We start from the raw sequence: 13068 nt of genomic DNA, 5'->3' as shown, positions 1-13068 counted from the left end.
GGCGGCTGATCGTCGGCTTCCAGGGTGTCGTTCTGCTGCTTCTCCATCGCGCGCAGTTTCGCGACGCCCTTCTGGTGCTGATCGTAGGTTTCGGTGAACGAATGGCCGCCGGTACCGTCGGCAACGAAGAACAGGTCGCGTGTGCGTGCGGGGTTGGCCGTGGCTTCCAGCGACGCGCGGCCGGGATTGGCGATCGGCCCGGGCGGCAGCCCTTCGATCACGTAGGTGTTGTACGGCGACGGCTGCTGGATTTCGCTGCGCTTGATCGGCCGGCCGAGGGTGCCTTTGCCACCGACAAGACCATAGATGATGGTTGGATCGGACTGCAGCTTGATGCGCTGACGCAGACGGTTGGTGAAGACGGCAGCGACGCGGCTGCGCTCATCCGCACGTCCGGTTTCCTTCTCCACAATGGAGGCGAGCGTCACCAGTTGCTCGGGCGAGCGAATGGGAATCTCCGGGTTACGCCGCGCCCAGACATCGGCAAGCACGCGCTTCTGCGCCTGCTGCATCCGGTGGATCACCTGATCGCGCGGCGTGCCGCGCGGGAAATGATAGGTGTCAGGAAGCAGTGTGCCTTCACGCGGCTGCTCTTTCAGCGAGCCTGAGAAGATGTCGTTGTCCTGGATACGCGCAACGATCTGCTCCGAGGTCAGGCCTTCGGGAATCGTGATGGCATGCTGCACCACCTTGCCTTCGACGATGGTGTTGATCACGTCGCGCAGGCTGGCATTCTTCTGAAACAGATATTCGCCGGACTTCAGGCCGGAGCGCGCATTCATCGCAAGCACGCTGCCGATGAAAGTCCAGCGGTCGGCGGAGATCACGCCGGCGCGCAGAAGGATATCGCTGATGTCGGCCATGCCGGCGCGCGGCGGAATGTTGACCACCTTGTCCTCGGCGAGCGGGCCTTTGGCCTCGATGGTCTTCTTGCCATAAAAGAACGCGCCGCCCACCAGCAGCATCGCCACGATCAGGAATGTGAAGATCGCGTTGCCGACCACAACGAGCGTGCTGCGTGCGCGCCGTGAATGCTTCGGCGGCTGCGGTACCTGTTCCGGTTCAAGCGCGGCGCGCGGACTGCGAGGCGCGATGGGTGGTCTCTGGCTCATAAGGCAACCCGAATTCTGCAGGCGGTTTAGTCTGTGCTTTCAGTATTATAAGCACGCCTGAAAGAGAAATTATGTCCGATTGGGGCAAAACCGTGAAGTCAGCCCCGCCCTGTTTGCACAGTCTCTAGAACGCGAAACGCTTAGTTCGCCAGCCGCCGCATAATCAGCGAGGCATTGGTGCCGCCGAATCCGAACGAATTGGACAGCGCCACATTGATTTCACGCGGCCGCGCCTTGTTCGGCACAAGGTCAATCGCGGTCTCGACCGATGGATTGTCGAGATTGATCGTGGGCGGCGCGATGTTATCCCGAATCGCCAGCACGCAGAAAATCGCTTCGATCGCGCCTGCTGCTCCGAGCAGATGGCCGGTCGAGGATTTGGTCGAGGACATCGACACCTTTGATGCTGCATTGCCCAGCAGCCGCTGTGCCGCGCCAAGCTCGATCTCGTCGCCGAGCGGCGTCGAGGTGCCGTGCGCATTGATGTAATCGATATCGGACGCCGTCACGCCGGCGCGCTTCATCGCCGCGCTCATGCAGCGGTATGCGCCATCACCGTCTTCAGCCGGAGCGGTAATGTGATAGGCATCTCCGCTGAGGCCATAGCCGACGACCTCAGCGTAAATCTTCGCGCCGCGCTTTTTCGCGTGCTCGTATTCTTCGAGCACCACAACGCCTGCGCCCTCGCCCATCACGAATCCATCGCGATCCTTGTCATAGGGACGCGAGGCGATGGTCGGATTGTCGTTGTACTTGGTCGCCATTGCGCGCAACGCGCAGAAGCCGCCCATGGCCAGACGGTTGACGGCGGACTCGGCGCCGCCTGCGACCATCACATCAGCATCGCCGAACGCGATCAGGCGGCTGGCATCGCCGATGGCGTGCGCGCCGGTCGAGCACGCGGTGACGACCGCATGGTTCGGACCCTTGAGGCCGTGCTTGATGGAGACGTAGCCGGACGCAAGGTTGATCAGGCGGCCCGGAATGAAGAACGGCGACAGCTTGCGCGGTCCACGCTCCTTGAGAATGACGGCGGCTTCGCCGATGCCTTCGATGCCGCCGATGCCGGAGCCGATCATGGTGCCGGTGGCGCAGCGCTCTTCCTCGGTGCTCGGATGCCAGTTCGCATCGTCGAGCGCCTGGGTCGCCGCAGCCATCGCAAAAATGATGAAATCGTCGACCTTGCGCTGCTCCTTCGGCTCCATCCAGTCATCCGGATTGAACGTGCCGTTGGTGCCGTCGCCGCGGGGAACCATGCAGGCGATCTGGCAAGTCAGATCGGAAACCTCGAATTTCTCGATACGCCTCGCGCCGCTCTCGCCGTTGAGGATGCGTTTCCAGGTCTGCTCGACACCGTTGGCAAGTGGCGAGACCATGCCCAGCCCTGTGACGACAACCCTCCGCATCAGTTCTTCTCCGGCTCGATCGGCGAGCGCCAGAAACGCAACGATGACAGCAAGACGGCGGGTCGTTCGATCACAACCCGCCGCATGTCGTCATGGCTGCGCGCTGGCGTCAGCTCTTTGCGTTTTTCTCGAGAAACTTGGTGGCGTCGCCCACGGTGAGAATGGTTTCCGCGGCATCGTCCGGAATTTCGCAACCGAATTCCTCTTCAAACGCCATCACGAGCTCAACCGTATCGAGGCTGTCGGCGCCGAGATCGTCGATGAAGCTGGCGCTTTCGACAACCTTATCGGGCTCGACACCAAGGTGCTCGACCACGATCTTCTTAACCCGCTCGCCAATCTCACTCATCGTTTAACCTCGTGCTTGTTCCATTAAACTCGACCGTAAAACGATACGAGCCCCTCGCGGTGCGAAAAATTGCGAATTCGTGCCGTCCGTACCACGCATTCCTGCGCCTTCGCCACAGCGGCGAAGTCACCGAAAACGGCGGCTGGCGCCGGAACGGCAATATACGGGGTTTGACGATCCTGCAATGGCGTTTTCCCCAACCGAGTGCCGTTCGGTTACCATACTTCCCCCGAGTTGACCACACGGCCCCGGCCGCCGTCCAGCGCCCGGGGCGCTTGACAAAACGGCCGGAAAACGGGCGTCAAATCATGGCCATACCGCCGTTAACGTGGAGGGTCTGACCGGTCACGTAAGCGGCTTCATTGGAGGCCAGATAGACCGCCGCGGCGGCGATGTCCTCCGGTGTTCCCAGCCGTCCTGCGGGCACCTTGGACAGCACCGTTTCGCGCTGCTTTTCGTTCAGAACGTCGGTCATCGGGGTCGCAATGAAGCCGGGCGCGATGCAGTTGGCGGTGACGTTGCGGCGGGCATATTCCGCGCCGACCGACTTCATCATGCCGATCAACCCCGCCTTGGACGCCGCATAGTTGCCCTGCCCGGCATTCCCGGTCACGCCGACCACCGAAGTGATGGCGATGATTCGGCCGAACCGCTTGCGCATCATCAGTTTGGTCGCGGCCCGCGCCAGGCGGAAGGTCGCGGTGAGGTTGACGCGGATCACGTCGTCGAAATCCTCGTCGCGCAACTGAACAAACAGGTTGTCGCGGGTGATGCCGGCATTGGCGACCAGAATGTCGAGTTGGCCCATCGCCTTTTCGGCAGCCGGAACCAGCGCCTCCACCTCGTCCATGTTGGAGAGGTTGCAGGGCAGCACATGGACCCGGTCCTTCAGTTCGCCAGCGAGCTTGTCCAGCGCCTCGCGCCGGGTGCCCGAAACGGCAACCGTGGCGCCCTGTGCGTGCAGCGCTTTCGCAATCGCGCCGCCGATGCCGCCGGTGGCTCCGGTGACCAGCGCGGTCCTGCCTGTCAGATCGAACATGTCGCCCCCTTGGGAGAAGTCCCGGGGTCAGTCCCCGGCCTGAAAGTCGGCTCCGTTTGCCGCAATAAAACGCCGCTCGTCAATGACCCTTGCCCGATCCGGCGTCACAAAGCCGCCCGGCGTGCCGATCCTGCCTGATTTACGGCGCTTTTTCGCTGGCGAAGCCGTGTTACGCTTCAGCCGGAAGCCAGGCTGCGGAGTCCAACACCGATGCGCTATCGGACCGTTATCGCGTCCCAGATCTTCGCGTTCGACGATCTGAAACAGGTGATGGCCTGTGCCAGCCCGGCGCGCTCCGGCGACATGCTCGCGGGCATTGGTGCTGCGACCGCGCAGGAGCGGATGGCCGCGTGCCATGTGCTGGCCGAGGTGCCCCTCAGGCAGTTTCTCACCGAAGCGCTGATCCCCTACGAGGACGACAACATCACGCGGCTGATCATCGACAGCCACAATGCGGCGGCTTTTGCGCCGGTGTCGCACATGACCGTCGGCGATTTCCGCAACTGGCTATTGTCCGAACTTGCGACCACCGAAACGCTCACCGCCCTTGCGCCGGGTCTCACACCGGAAATGGTTGCCGCCGTCTCGAAGATCATGCGGAATCAGGATCTGATCGCGGTGGCGCGCAAGTGCCGTGTCATCACGCGCTTCCGCGACACCATCGGGCTTGGAGGCCATCTGTCGGTCCGCCTGCAACCGAACCATCCCACCGACGACCTGCGCGGCATCGCGGCTTCGACACTGGATGGCCTGCTAATGGGATCAGGCGATGCGGTGATCGGCGTCAATCCCGCATCCGACAGCATGCCGGTGCTGGGCCAACTGCTGCGGATGCTGGATGAGGTGATCCATCGTTTTGAAATCCCGACCCAGGGCTGCGTCCTCACCCATGTCACCAACACGATCCGGCTGACCGAAGAAGGCGTTCCGGTCGATCTCGTGTTCCAGTCCATCGGCGGCACCGAAAAAACCAATCTGTCGTTCGGCGTGACACCCGAAATTCTCGATGAGGCCTATGACGCGGCCCTCTCGCTGAAGCGCGGTACCGTCGGCGACAACGTCATGTATTTCGAGACCGGACAAGGCAGCGCACTGTCGGCGGACGCAAACTTCGGCATCGATCAGCAGACCTGCGAGGCGCGGGCCTACGCGCTGGCGCGGCGCTACAAACCGCTGCTGATCAACACTGTGGTCGGCTTCATCGGCCCGGAATATCTCTACGACGGCAAGCAGATCATCCGCGCGGGACTGGAAGATCATTTCTGCGGCAAGCTGCTCGGCCTCCCGATCGGTTGCGACATCTGTTACACCAACCACGCCGAGGCCGATCAGGACGACATGGACAACCTGCTGGTTCTGCTCGGCACGGCGGGCGTGAACTTCATCATGGGCGTACCCGGCGCGGACGACGTGATGCTCAACTATCAAAGCACGTCGTTCCACGATGCGCTGTTCCTGCGCGAAACACTGGGACTGAAACGCGCACCGGAATTCGAGGCGTGGCTGCAGCGCATGCAGATCACCGACGATGCGGGACGTTTGCGTCCGCCCTCGCCCAACGCGCTGATTGGCGGCATGAACCATCTCAAATCGCTGGTCGCATGACGGACAAGACCACTACCGACACATCTGCGATTACGGAAAGCGCATGGAACGAATGGCGCGGCGTGACGCCTGCGCGGCTGGCGCTCGGCCGCGCCGGTGCGGGCATGCCGACGGACGAAGTGCTCCGTTTCGGATGGGCGCATGCGATGGCGCGCGATGCGATTCATGCCGCGCTCGATGCGCAAAAGCTCGAAGAAGCATTGCGCGCACAGGGATGGACCGTCGCGCATGTCCACAGCCGCGCACCGGACCGCACCACGTATCTGCGGCGGCCCGATCTCGGGCGCATGATTGATCCCGATGACATCGCGAGGCTGCGCGCGGAGCCACTTGTGCGCGGCGACGTCTGCATCGTGATCGGCGACGGGCTGTCGTCGCTGGCGATCGAGCGTCATGCTGCGCCGCTGCTCGCAGCATTGAAACCGCTTCTCGCGGATGAACTGCGGCAAGCACCCGTCGTGATCGCGACGCAGGCGCGCGTCGCACTCGCCGATGAAATCGGCGAATTGCTGCAGGCGACGCTGACCATCATGCTGATCGGGGAACGGCCGGGCCTGAGTTCACCGGACAGTCTCGGCATCTACATCACCCACGCGCCATTTCGCGCGCGCAGCGATGCGGGCCGCAACTGCATTTCCAACGTGCGCCCGGAAGGACTGAGCTACAGCGCCGCCGCCTTCAAGCTGGCGTGGCTGGTGCGCGAGGCGCTTGCGCGCCAACTGACAGGGATTGAGTTGAAGGACGAGAGCGATCTGGCATTGCTAAAAACAAAGGCAACAGCCCAGGTCACAGGCAACAACGTCTCCGAATAAAAAAGCCGCCAGCATCGTGAAGATGCTGGCGGCAATGCCCCAGCCCAAAAGGGGCGACCACTCAAAAACTGGAGTAAATGAGCGGCCCGACAGGCGTAGCAACAATCGGGCCACACGAAAATGAGGCCATGATACCGCTGGCGATTATGTCCGGCGGTAATCTTAACGCGATGCTGCGATAGCGGCCTTCGCAGCCTCGATATCCCCCGGTCCCCCGACCGAAACGCCGACAGCACCATCGGCGATACGCTTCACGAGACCCGACAGCACCTTGCCCGCGCCGATTTCGAGGAAATGCGTCACGCCCTGCGAGGCCATCCACGCCACGCTCTCGCGCCAGCGGACCGTGCCGGTCACCTGCTCGACCAGCCGCTTGCGGATCTCGTCCGGATCGGTGATCGCGGATGCCAGCACGTTGGAAACAACCGGCACCTTCGGCGTGTTGATGGTCACGCCCGCCAGCGCCTGCGCCATCGCGTCGGCGGCAGGCTGCATCAGGCGGCAATGGAAGGGCGCAGAGACCGGAAGAAGCATCGCGCGCTTCGCACCCTTCGCCTTGGCGATCTCGACCGCGCGATCCACCGCCGCCTTGTCGCCAGAGACAACCACCTGCCCGCCGCCATTATCGTTGGCGGCCTGACAGACCTGGCCCTGCGCGGCTTCTTCCGCGACGGCAACCGCAGCGTCGTAATCGAGGCCAAGCAGCGCGGCCATCGCGCCGACACCGACCGGCACGGCCTTTTGCATGGCGAGGCCGCGCGTGCGCAGCAGCTTCGCCGTGTCATGAATCGAGAATGCGCCCGCTGCCGCCAGTGCCGAGTATTCGCCCAGCGAATGACCGGCGACGAAAGCCGCATCACGGGCGATATCGACACCCGCTTCACTCTCCAGCACGCGCAAGGTCGCCAGCGATACCGCCATCAGGGCAGGCTGCGCATTCTCGGTGAGCTGCAGGGTTTCGGCGGGGCCTTCCCAGATGATCGCGGTCAGCTTCTCGCCGAGCGCCGCATCCACTTCATCGAAGACGGCCTTTGCCGCCGGAAATGCGTCGGCGAGCGCCTTGCCCATGCCGACCGTCTGCGAACCCTGTCCCGGAAAGGTGAATGCTGCTGTCATGAAAATCCCCGCAAATGAGAAGGCCGTAAGACACCGCCGGGACGCCGGGTGTCAAGTTGCGGCGCGGCGGGCCAATGAACACCGGATCGGCCAGCGAACGGCAGGCCAGTGGCGGACAGGCCATTGGCCGACCGGGAACCCGACCCACGCCCAAAGCGTTTGTTTCCAGGGGCGCCGAGTGGAGTGCGCATCATGGAGAACAATCCTCGCAAGCCACAGACACTGGCGCTCGCGCCAGTCCTGATTTTCGCGGCCGTCCTGCTCGCCGTTTTCGGCGCGGCGCTGGTCACGACATTCGACCGGACCCCGCTGGTGGTTACGGCATCCGACAAGGCCCCGCCCGGAACGACCGGAATGGCGAGGCCACACACGAATACGGAGCAGCGTTGACATGAGCGATATGGACGACACAGTTGGTGGCCGGCGCGCCTACCACAAGTTCCTGTTCGGCCTCGCCCTTGGCCTGGTCGTGGTCGGAGGCGCGTTGGGCTATTCCAGCCAGAGGATGGATGTGGGCAAGGTATTCCCCATAGTGGGCGCCCCGTCCTTCCCGATTACCCCTCGTTCCTAGGCGGCCGAGACTGTCCGACGACCGCCAGCGGCGGCGGGTGATCGCCATACCGGAAAATCCCGGATTTGGGCCGGTTCCGGCTGCTGAAACGCCCTGTTTTGCCTTGCAAACATCTCCGGAATCCTTATAACCGCGCCATCCGTGGGTCCCGGCCGGGAGCTGAACGGACGGTCTCAGCAATCTCACCTTTGGCGATTTTGATGTGACAGGGCCAGTCGGTCCGTCGTCCCGTGCTTCCGCCTTCTGAGCAATATCGAGTCCTTTCCGAAGGTCTCGAAGGGCTTGCCGCCAGGACTTGCGCTAACACAGGAAAGGACACCCATGCCTCTTTACGAGCATGTATTTCTCGCGCGTCAGGATGCGAGCGCCCAGCAGGTCGAAGACTTCACCACGCAGATCACCGGCGTGATCGAAGGTCTCGGCGGCAAGGTCACCAAGACCGAGAACTGGGGCGTGCGCTCCCTCACCTACCGCATGAACAAGAACCGCAAGGCTCACTTCATGATGCTGAACATCGACGGCCCCGCAGCGGTGGTCGCCGAGATCGAGCGTCAGGAGCGGATCAACGAAGACATCATCCGTTATCTCACCGTCCGCGTCGAAGAGCTGGAGGAAGGTCCCTCCGCGATGATGCGCAAGGCCGAGCGTGACCGCGACGAGCGCGGTGGCGGCGGCTTCCGCGGCGACCGTGAAGGCGGTTTCGGCGGAGGTGGTTTCCGTGGCGGCGATCGTGGCGACCGCCCGCGCCGTCCGCGTGATGAAGACGCAACTGCATCGGTTGAGGAGTAAGAGATATGGCTGAAGCAGGTGCACGCCGTCCGTTCTTCCGCCGCCGCAAGACCTGCCCGTTCACGGGTCCGAATGCGCCGAAGATCGACTACAAGGATTCGAAGCTGCTGATGCGTTACGTGTCCGAGCGCGGCAAGATCGTCCCGAGCCGCATCACGGCCGTGTCGGCAAAGAAGCAGCGTGAACTCGCGCGCGCCATCAAGCGCTCGCGGTTCCTCGGCCTTCTGCCTTACGTGATCCGTTAAGATCGAGCGCGGCAGGTCATGCCGTGCTTGAATTCGTCATTGCGAGCGAAGCGAAGCAATCCACTCTAAATTCAGGAAGCTGGATTGCTTCGTCGCTACGCTCCTCGCAATGACGGCCAACTGAACTGACATTTCATAAGGCTTCCGGTCGTTCGGTCGCCGATGGTTGGGGTTCAACGAACCTCTAACTGCTCGAAAGGAGCAGGACGAGCCGATGATGACGGGTATCCTCATCGCACTGGCAGCCGGCCTCGCGTCGGCCTTGATGTTCGCGTCGATCGTGTCCGGCGCGGTGATCTCGATCGTGCTGTTTTACCTCGCGCCCCTTCCCCTCATGGTGGCGGCGCTGGGCTGGGGTTCCGCGACTTCCCTGATCGGCGGAATCGTCGCAGCCATCAGCCTCGGCGCCATTTTCGGCGTCCCCTACATGCTGGCGTTCGCGCTCACCATCGCACTGCCTGCCTGGTGGCTCGGCTATCTGACCCTGTTGGCGCGCCCCGTCTCGAACGATCCGCAACTCGCCAACATCGCTCCCGCGCTCGACTGGTATCCGACCGGCCGCATCCTGGTCTGGATCGCCGCCTTCGCCACCCTCACCACCGTCAGCGCACTGCTCACCCTCGGCACCGACGCGGACACCATCACCGCTGCATTGCGCCGCGGCCTGCTGCGCATCATCGGGGGGCGCGGCGCAGTGCCTGCGGGCGAGAGCGAGCGCGTGGTCGATGCACTGGTGGCGGTCGCACCCGGCGTTGCAACCATCATTGCGATGATGACCCTGACGCTCAATCTGTGGCTCGCCGCCCGGATCACCACGACGTCGGGCCGCCTCAACCGGCCATGGCCGGACCTGCGCACCACCACGATGCCGAAGCTGGTGCTGGGCGCGTTGCTGGCCGCCGTCGTGCTTTGCTTCACCGGCGGATTGCTTGCCATGGTCGCCCAGATCGCAAGTTCAGCGCTGCTGATGGCCTATGCGATCACCGGCTTCGCAGTGCTGCACACTGTCACGCAAGCCTTTTCGGGCCGCGCTTTCGTTCTCGGCGCAGCGTATGCCGGCACGCTGTTCATCGGCTGGCCGCTGGTTGGAATGATCGGCCTCGGCCTCGCCGATGCTGTTCTTGGAATTCGACAAGCCTACTGGAACCGGCGCGGGCCACCGCCTTTGCCGAGTACCTGAATCTCACTCTCAACAAACACTTCAACTCAAGACATCAACGGAGAACTCAAATGGAAGTCATTCTGCTGGAACGTGTGGCCAAGCTCGGTCAGATGGGCGATGTGGTCAAAGTGAAGGACGGCTTTGCCCGTAACTTCCTGCTCAAGCGCAACAAGGCGCTGCGCGCGACCAAGGAAAACCGCGAGAAGTACGACGGCATGAAGGCCGATCTCGAGGCCAAGAACATTCAGGCCAAGGGCGAAGCCACCAAGGTCGCAGAGAAGATCGACGGCCGCAACGTCGTGATCATCCGCCAGGCATCGGAAACCGGCCAGCTCTACGGTTCGGTCTCGGTGCGCGACATCATGGCCGCGCTGGAAGCCGACGGCGTTGCGCTGAACCGCTCGCAGGTTCTGCTCGATGCGCCGATCAAGACCATCGGCCAGCACAAGATCACCATCGCCGTGCATCCTGAAGTCGAAGTCCATGTGTCGACGACGGTTGCGCGCTCCGAGGCGGAAGCCGAGCGCATCAACCGCGGCGAAGACGTCAACAGCCGTCAGGAAGATCGCGACGCAGCCGCAGAAGCCATCGCCGCTGCCGGCGAGTTCTTCGATCCGGAAGCGCAGCACGACGACGAAGCTGCACCGGCTCCAGCTACCGAAGAGAAGTAAGACATCGGCACAAGCCGATCATAACAATCAGGAAACCCGGCCTCAACGAGGCCGGGTTTTTGTTTAGCTGACCACGTTCGGCGCCAGCGCCCGATCAATCATCGCAATGGAAGCCAGCGCGGTTGCGGTGTGCTTCTCCGCTCCGTCGATCACGCAGAACACGTCGGCGGCGACGACCGACACCTGCCGTCCCGGTTTGACCACGCGCGCACGGCAGATCAGCCGGTCGCCCGACGCAGGCGACAAAAGGTTCAGTTTGTATTCTGCGGTCAGTGCCGCCTGCCCCTTGACGGTCGCGGCCGCAATGGTCGTCGCGTTGTCGACCAGAAACGCGGTCACGCCGCCATGAAAGAAACCGTTCTGCTGCAAGAGATCCGGTCTGCGGTCCACCGACAGCACACAGCCGCCGCGCGTGAGGTCCGTCACCTCGGCGCCGACATGCACCATGAAGCCCTGACGCATGACATTGCTGCGGATATGTTCGGCAATCGGCGCGAATTCCGTATCGGCCATCATCGCTCTCCCTTTGCAGTCAGCGCGCGCACGGCGCAGGCAATCAGCGCATCTGCATGATCGCGCGGATCGGTGGGGTCGCGGCCCGACAGCCACGCGCGGCAGACGAATTGCGCCGGTCCAATGATTTGGCTGAAGAACAAGGACGCTGGCATCGGCAACAGCTCGCCGCTTCCAACCAGCGGCGCGCGCCAGGCCTCGACGCCTTCGGCAACGGTCGCATTCCGCGCCTTGCGCGCGTCGCGAACATCCTGCGCCCATTCGCTGCGCGAAATCTCGAACAGGAAGTTGGCCTCGCGGCGATTGTTGACGACCCAGTCCAGATGCGTGCGGATCAAACGCGCAATGCCCTCCTCTGCGCCCGGCGGCGGGTCGATCACATCGAGCATGGCGATGTGATAGCGGCGCAGCAGTTCGAGAAACAGCGTGCCGGCCAGTTCGCGCTTGGAATTGAAGAAATGAAAGAAGCTGCCGTTGGATGCGCCGGCCCGCTCACGGATCGCGGCAACCGTTGCCCCCTCAAAGCCGTCCTTGTCGAACACCGCCAGTGCGGCCGTCAGCAGATCGTCACGCGGACCGGCCATCGCCCGGGTCTCCTGTTCGCGAACCAGAGTATTACTCTAGAGCATTGCTCCAGTCAAAACGCAAGCCAGCGCGCTGCGAGATCGCGTTCGACTCGGGACAGGATTACCGGGAGATCGGCGGGATCGGATTCCCGGCCGGGACCGGCGGCGAACCGGCGGATACGACGGGCTTGGACGCCGGTGCCGGACCGATATCAATGGTCAGCGGGCCAGCCGGGGCTGCTTCCTTTGGCGGCGCCACGGCCACCTCGGCCGGCTTCTCGGCCTCCTTCGGGGCCGGCGTCACTGCAGGCACCGGGTCCGGCCGCGTCCCTTCAACCTTGGCGGTGTCGCTCTTGCCGGAGTCCTGCGACGGCTCCGCCTTGTCGACGTCGGGCTTTCTGTCAGCCTCGGGCTTCTTGTCGTCAGGCCCGGAATCGGATCTCGCGTCGGATTTCGCCGCCGTTGCCGGTTGCTCGCTTGTGGACTGTTCGTGGCGGGCTTCGTTCTTTGGCGGCAGGCCATGCTTGGCGGCCCGTGCAGCTTCGCGTGCCGCCTGACGTGCGGCGCGCCGCTCCGCTGCCGCCTTCTGGCGAGCGGTCTGAGCGTCCGGTTCGGCGGCCTGCTTCCGTCCATCTGCGTCGGGCTTCGCCGCCTCGCGCGCCGGCTTGCGGCCCTTGGCGTGGTCGGGACCGGGCTCCTGACCGGGACGGCCCCCCGCCGCCTCCTGACCCTGCCGGGTCAGATTGCCCCCCGGCGCGGCATTGGCGGCGCCATTGGACAGGACGTAGGCGCTCATGGCCGAGGCCATGTCGCTGCTGGTGGTGTAGTGCTGGCGCAGAAAGCCCGGCAAGGATCCGGGCGAGACGGTCTTCAGCAACCCGCGCGAACTCTTGTGGCACAGCGAGCACGTGCTGGAAAAAATCTGGGAGGGAGGCTTGCCGGCTTCCAGATTTTGCGCGGTCGCCGGGATCGCCCCGAAACAGCCAAAAGCAAAAGCCACCGCCGCCAAAATGAGCGCTCGGCTCAACATCCCGAATCTCCAAAATATCGCTAGCCAAGGCCAGACGGCGGTCTCACCCCTGCCGCTGGCCTCGCGGTCACCTTTAGCGGAT

Annotated in this window: 16 protein-coding genes; 8 read left to right on the top strand and 8 right to left on the bottom strand. The window is 63.5% G+C overall.

What is annotated here, in order from left to right; translation table 11 throughout:
* The 4 genes from mltG to fabG form a co-directional block, all read right to left on the bottom strand.
* Positions 1–1112, bottom strand: a 1112-nt coding sequence (gene mltG, locus HMPREF9696_RS03105; RefSeq protein ID WP_002711488.1) for an endolytic transglycosylase MltG, incomplete at its 3' end; no start/stop codon positions are given.
* A gap of 140 nt (positions 1113–1252) precedes the next feature.
* Positions 1253–2518, bottom strand: a complete 1266-nt coding sequence (gene fabF / locus HMPREF9696_RS03100; RefSeq protein ID WP_002711487.1) for a beta-ketoacyl-ACP synthase II — start codon at positions 2516–2518, stop codon at positions 1253–1255.
* A gap of 109 nt (positions 2519–2627) precedes the next feature.
* Positions 2628–2867 carry an acyl carrier protein gene (locus HMPREF9696_RS03095; RefSeq protein ID WP_002711486.1) on the bottom strand — a complete coding sequence of 80 codons (240 nt, stop codon included), beginning with the start codon at positions 2865–2867 and terminating at the stop codon, positions 2628–2630.
* Between the two features lie 301 nt (positions 2868–3168).
* Complete coding sequence (gene fabG, locus HMPREF9696_RS03090) at positions 3169–3906, bottom strand: 3-oxoacyl-[acyl-carrier-protein] reductase (protein WP_002711485.1); 738 nt, start codon at positions 3904–3906, stop codon at positions 3169–3171.
* Positions 3907–4116: 210 nt separating this feature from the next.
* Between fabG and HMPREF9696_RS03085 the strand changes: the two genes are divergently transcribed.
* Positions 4117–5511 (top strand): ethanolamine ammonia-lyase subunit EutB, encoded by a 1395-nt coding sequence (locus HMPREF9696_RS03085; protein ID WP_002711484.1) that lies wholly within the window; start codon positions 4117–4119, stop codon positions 5509–5511.
* The gene (gene eutC / locus HMPREF9696_RS03080) at positions 5508–6323 is read left to right on the top strand and encodes an ethanolamine ammonia-lyase subunit EutC (RefSeq protein ID WP_002711483.1); all 816 of its coding nucleotides are present in this window, start codon (positions 5508–5510) and stop codon (positions 6321–6323) included. The genes HMPREF9696_RS03085 and eutC overlap by 4 nt, the downstream gene beginning before the upstream one ends.
* A gap of 162 nt (positions 6324–6485) precedes the next feature.
* On the opposite strand, the gene fabD is transcribed toward eutC, so the two are convergent.
* Complete coding sequence (fabD, locus tag HMPREF9696_RS03075; protein ID WP_002711482.1) at positions 6486–7439, bottom strand: ACP S-malonyltransferase; 954 nt, start codon at positions 7437–7439, stop codon at positions 6486–6488.
* Between the two features lie 192 nt (positions 7440–7631).
* Here fabD and HMPREF9696_RS03070 point away from each other — a divergent pair, with 192 nt between their 5' ends.
* The 6 genes from HMPREF9696_RS03070 (at position 7632) to rplI (ending at position 10877) form a co-directional block, all read left to right on the top strand.
* Positions 7632–7829 (top strand): hypothetical protein, encoded by a 198-nt coding sequence (locus HMPREF9696_RS03070; RefSeq protein WP_002711481.1) that lies wholly within the window; start codon positions 7632–7634, stop codon positions 7827–7829.
* Between the two features lies 1 nt (position 7830).
* A complete protein-coding gene (locus HMPREF9696_RS03065) occupies positions 7831–8010 on the top strand; it encodes a hypothetical protein (protein ID WP_002711480.1) in 180 nt (59 codons plus the stop codon).
* Positions 8011–8331: 321 nt separating this feature from the next.
* On the top strand, positions 8332–8799 hold the full coding sequence (gene rpsF / locus HMPREF9696_RS03060) for a 30S ribosomal protein S6 (protein WP_002711479.1): 468 nt from the start codon (positions 8332–8334) through the stop codon (positions 8797–8799).
* 5 nt (positions 8800–8804) lie between these two features.
* The gene (gene rpsR / locus HMPREF9696_RS03055) at positions 8805–9044 is read left to right on the top strand and encodes a 30S ribosomal protein S18 (protein ID WP_002711478.1); all 240 of its coding nucleotides are present in this window, start codon (positions 8805–8807) and stop codon (positions 9042–9044) included.
* Positions 9045–9258: 214 nt separating this feature from the next.
* Positions 9259–10224 carry a DUF2232 domain-containing protein gene (locus HMPREF9696_RS03050; RefSeq protein ID WP_040301124.1) on the top strand — a complete coding sequence of 322 codons (966 nt, stop codon included), beginning with the start codon at positions 9259–9261 and terminating at the stop codon, positions 10222–10224.
* Between the two features lie 50 nt (positions 10225–10274).
* Positions 10275–10877, top strand: coding sequence for a 50S ribosomal protein L9 (rplI, locus tag HMPREF9696_RS03045; RefSeq protein ID WP_002711476.1), 603 nt, complete (start codon positions 10275–10277; stop codon positions 10875–10877).
* 63 nt (positions 10878–10940) lie between these two features.
* Here rplI and HMPREF9696_RS03040 read toward each other — a convergent pair whose 3' ends face one another.
* From HMPREF9696_RS03040 to HMPREF9696_RS03030, 3 genes are all read right to left on the bottom strand, one after another.
* On the bottom strand, positions 10941–11390 hold the full coding sequence (locus HMPREF9696_RS03040) for a PaaI family thioesterase (RefSeq protein ID WP_002711475.1): 450 nt from the start codon (positions 11388–11390) through the stop codon (positions 10941–10943).
* Positions 11390–11974, bottom strand: coding sequence for a TetR/AcrR family transcriptional regulator (locus tag HMPREF9696_RS03035; protein ID WP_002711474.1), 585 nt, complete (start codon positions 11972–11974; stop codon positions 11390–11392). The genes HMPREF9696_RS03040 and HMPREF9696_RS03035 overlap by 1 nt, the downstream gene beginning before the upstream one ends.
* Before the next feature lie 103 nt (positions 11975–12077).
* Positions 12078–12986 (bottom strand): hypothetical protein, encoded by a 909-nt coding sequence (locus tag HMPREF9696_RS03030; protein ID WP_002711473.1) that lies wholly within the window; start codon positions 12984–12986, stop codon positions 12078–12080.
* Between the last annotated feature and the right edge of the window lie 82 nt (positions 12987–13068).

The sequence above is a fragment of the Afipia clevelandensis ATCC 49720 genome (assembly GCF_000336555.1).
GTDB classification, from domain to species: Bacteria; Pseudomonadota; Alphaproteobacteria; order Rhizobiales; family Xanthobacteraceae; genus Afipia; species Afipia clevelandensis.
Note: the sequence above shows the minus strand (reverse complement) of the source record. Positions and strands in the feature narration are given on the sequence as shown.